This window comes from Pseudomonas sp. R62 (assembly GCF_000257605.1).
GTDB classification, from domain to species: domain Bacteria; phylum Pseudomonadota; class Gammaproteobacteria; order Pseudomonadales; family Pseudomonadaceae; genus Aquipseudomonas; species Aquipseudomonas atacamensis.
Genome location: NZ_JH635998.1, coordinates 2,858,740 through 2,861,744, shown reverse-complemented (window position 1 = coordinate 2,861,744; position 3,005 = coordinate 2,858,740). Strand labels below are relative to the sequence as shown.

The following is a 3,005-nucleotide window of genomic DNA, read 5'->3' as shown; positions in this document are numbered from 1 at the left end:
AGTGATCATGTTCTTCACATAGTCAGCGTGACCTGGGCAGTCAACGTGAGCGTAGTGACGAATAGTCGAGTTGTACTCAACGTGAGCGGTGTTGATGGTGATACCGCGAGCTTTTTCTTCTGGTGCGCTGTCGATCTTGTCGAATTCAACGACGGCCGAACCGAAAACTTCGGAGCAGACGCGAGTCAGAGCAGCAGTCAGAGTGGTTTTACCGTGGTCAACGTGACCAATGGTCCCAACGTTGACGTGGGGCAGGGAACGATCAAATTTTTCCTTAGCCATCGATATCACCCTCTACAGAAGAAATTAGACAAACAATATCAACCATTAAAACAAAGGCAGATATTTTCATATCTGCCTTGTTATATGGAGCTCTTGAGCGGATTTGAACCGCTGACCTCACCCTTACCAAGGGTGTGCTCTACCAACTGAGCTACAAGAGCAAAACCCTTTTGCACAACCTGCAAACTTGGAGCGGGTAGCGGGAATCGAACCCGCATCATCAGCTTGGAAGGCTGAGGTTCTACCACTAAACTATACCCGCGGAGCCTGCAGCTCACGCTTAAATCTGGTGGAGGGAGAAGGATTCGAACCTTCGAAGTCGTAGACGTCAGATTTACAGTCTGATCCCTTTGGCCGCTCGGGAACCCCTCCTAATCAGGCCGGCATTCTATATCATGCCAAACCCCTGTCAAGCATTTTCTCATTTAAAAACCTGAGGTTAGCTGCGTTGACACGCTTCACTTCGAATCCCGTTTAAGGTGTTCGCTGTGGAGCGGGCGCCATTCTATGCAAACTATTGAGCAGGTGCAACCCCTTCGCACAGCATTATTTTATGTTTTAACTCATTGAATTCCTTGGAAAGGTTTTGCAACTGCTGATCGCCCAACAACGGCTGGCCATCCGGCGCAACTGCAAGCCAGTAACCGCTTCCTGCAGCAGCTTTCGGCACGGATTGAGCATTGACCTTCATCGCCACCAAGCGCTGTTGCAACCTGGCAATTGAATCCTCTTCAGAAAATCCACCAACGAAGAGACACTGCTGACGCGGCACCACCTGCCCTCTCCCGCTTTCACCAGCAGTTTCGCTCAGTAGACGGATATCCTGCTGCGCACCGCGATACAGACTAAGGGGCGTTACATCTTTGGCTCGCAAGGGCGCTTCCTGCTGATGCCAGACATAGTAAAAAACATTGAGAACCACTAGGAGCAGGAACAACCAACGCATATAAACCTCAGGACAAGGGACACGCCATCGCCAAGCCGACAAAAACCAGGTCGGGCACGACCCTGGCGTCAGGCGCGACGCCTTTAACCAACTCGGCATCCCCTCCCGTAATAAAGACGGTGAATTGCTCTCCCCAGTACGCTCGAGCCAGCTCTAATTGAGTGAGAACAAAGCCCCTCAGCATTAAAGAACAACCGCGCTCCACCGCTTCCACGGTGGTACGCCCCGGGACATGACTGGAAAGGGCGCGCTCTGCCGCCTCATCACCATAACGAATTTTACGGGTATGGGTGCGAAGCTGGTTTCGCATCAAAGGCATGCCTGGACAAATGAACCCACCGAGATGCTCACCGTCAGGCCCCACAAAATCGGCAGTAACCGCGGTACCGAAGTCGAGAACCAGACAAGCACTCCCGGCAGCCAGGTGAAAGCCGCCAAGCATCGCCAGCCAGCGATCAAGCCCCAGACGCTCATAGTCTTCGTAGCCGTTTCGAACACCAGACATCTCGCGAGCGGGCTTCGCACACGAGATAGGAATACTGAACTCGCGCTCAAGCATTTCGGTTAAAGCACTGGTTTCCTCGTTGGTCCTGACGCTTACCAAACGACACTTGCGCAGCGAGAGTGACTTTATGATGCGTAGGCTCTCAAGCAAAGCCTGATTGGAATCTACAACTCCTTCCGAGACCAGCTCGCTGGCCGACGCATCCAGCACGCGCCATTTTATAAAGCTATTGCCGCAGTCAAGCTCAAGAATCATCACGCAACCTCAGGCTGAGCTCTCCGCCACTAAAGGCCTTTTCGACACCATCTACAATCAAGCGCAACCCGCCTTGGTTATCAATCCCGAGCACTACTCCATCGATACGGCTGTTACCCGCGATCAACGACACGGAGCGCCCCTGCCACAGATGATTTTCCGCCCATTCTGCCTGCAGACTCGCGAACCCGTTGAGCTGGTGTTTATGGATATAAGTCTTGAGTTGATTACTCAATTCAACCACCAGAGCATTGCGATCGCAGGCTTTGCCTGACTCCAGTTTTATAGAAGTCCATTGCTGGTCGACCTCATCGGCAACCTGCATATTCACGTTGATTCCTATACCCAATACAACATGACACACATCCGCCGGATCGCCGACGAGTTCGAGCAGAATGCCAGCTATTTTCTTGTTACCCACCAAAACATCATTGGGCCACTTCAAACCGGCATTGGGCACACCGGTGTTTCGCAAGGCCTGCATCACCGCCAAGCCAACAACAAGGCTCAATCCCTCAAGCTGACGCATGCCGCCTTCGATGCGGAGTACAAGGCTGTAATAAAGATTTTCTGCAAATGGGCTTACCCACTTACGACCTCGACGACCACGGCCTGCCAATTGTCGCTCCGCGAGCACCAAAAACGGCGCGGCGGCGCCGTCACTGATGGAGCGCAGAGCTTCGGCATTTGTCGAGTCAACAGAGTCGAACACACGCACCGGCCATTGAGGCATCTTCCTGGTTATTTCCAGAGGATCAAGGAGCGTCAGAGGCGTCGACAATTGATATCCGCGACCGCGAACTTTATGGATCGACAGGCCAAGTTCAGCTTCAAGCTGTTGTAGCTGCTTCCATACAGCACTTCGGCTTATTCCCAGGGCAACACCCAGGTCCTGTCCGGAATGGAATCGTCCATCCTTCAGTAGATTCAACAACGTCAGCATGCAGGTATCGCCTCACAATGAGGCCCGCATAATAGCCATGCCCCGGGCTGTTGCATAGAAATCAAGCGGACACA

Annotated in this window: 4 protein-coding genes and 3 tRNA genes; all 7 read right to left on the bottom strand. The window is 52.7% G+C overall.

Annotation, left to right across the window (positions count from 1 at the left end; translation table 11 throughout):
• A partial coding sequence (locus OQK_RS13850; protein WP_016772935.1) for a GTP-binding protein occupies positions 1-282 on the bottom strand: 282 nt, incomplete at its 3' end.
• Positions 283-367: 85 nt separating this feature from the next.
• Positions 368-443, bottom strand: a tRNA-Thr gene (locus OQK_RS13845).
• A gap of 27 nt (positions 444-470) precedes the next feature.
• Positions 471-544 (bottom strand) — tRNA-Gly (locus OQK_RS13840).
• Positions 545-569: 25 nt separating this feature from the next.
• Positions 570-654: transfer RNA gene (locus OQK_RS13835), tRNA-Tyr, on the bottom strand.
• Positions 655-796: 142 nt separating this feature from the next.
• Positions 797-1,228, bottom strand: coding sequence for a hypothetical protein (locus tag OQK_RS13830; RefSeq protein ID WP_016772934.1), 432 nt, complete (start codon positions 1,226-1,228; stop codon positions 797-799).
• A gap of 7 nt (positions 1,229-1,235) precedes the next feature.
• A complete protein-coding gene (locus OQK_RS13825) occupies positions 1,236-1,988 on the bottom strand; it encodes a pantothenate kinase (RefSeq protein ID WP_016772933.1) in 753 nt (250 codons plus the stop codon).
• Positions 1,978-2,931 (bottom strand): bifunctional biotin--[acetyl-CoA-carboxylase] ligase/biotin operon repressor BirA, encoded by a 954-nt coding sequence (birA, locus tag OQK_RS13820; RefSeq protein WP_016772932.1) that lies wholly within the window; start codon positions 2,929-2,931, stop codon positions 1,978-1,980. Before birA ends, OQK_RS13825 begins: the two co-directional genes overlap by 11 nt.
• Positions 2,932-3,005: the final 74 nt, after the last annotated feature.

Bases quoted from the DNA above. Each gene is read 5' to 3' on its own strand.
- OQK_RS13830 (WP_016772934.1), bottom strand. From the start codon at position 1,228: ATGCGTTGGTTGTTCCTGCTCCTAGTGGTTCTCAATGTTTTTTACTAT.
- OQK_RS13825 (WP_016772933.1), bottom strand. From the start codon at position 1,988: ATGATTCTTGAGCTTGACTGCGGCAATAGCTTTATAAAATGGCGCGTG.
- birA (WP_016772932.1), bottom strand. From the start codon at position 2,931: ATGCTGACGTTGTTGAATCTACTGAAGGATGGACGATTCCATTCCGGA.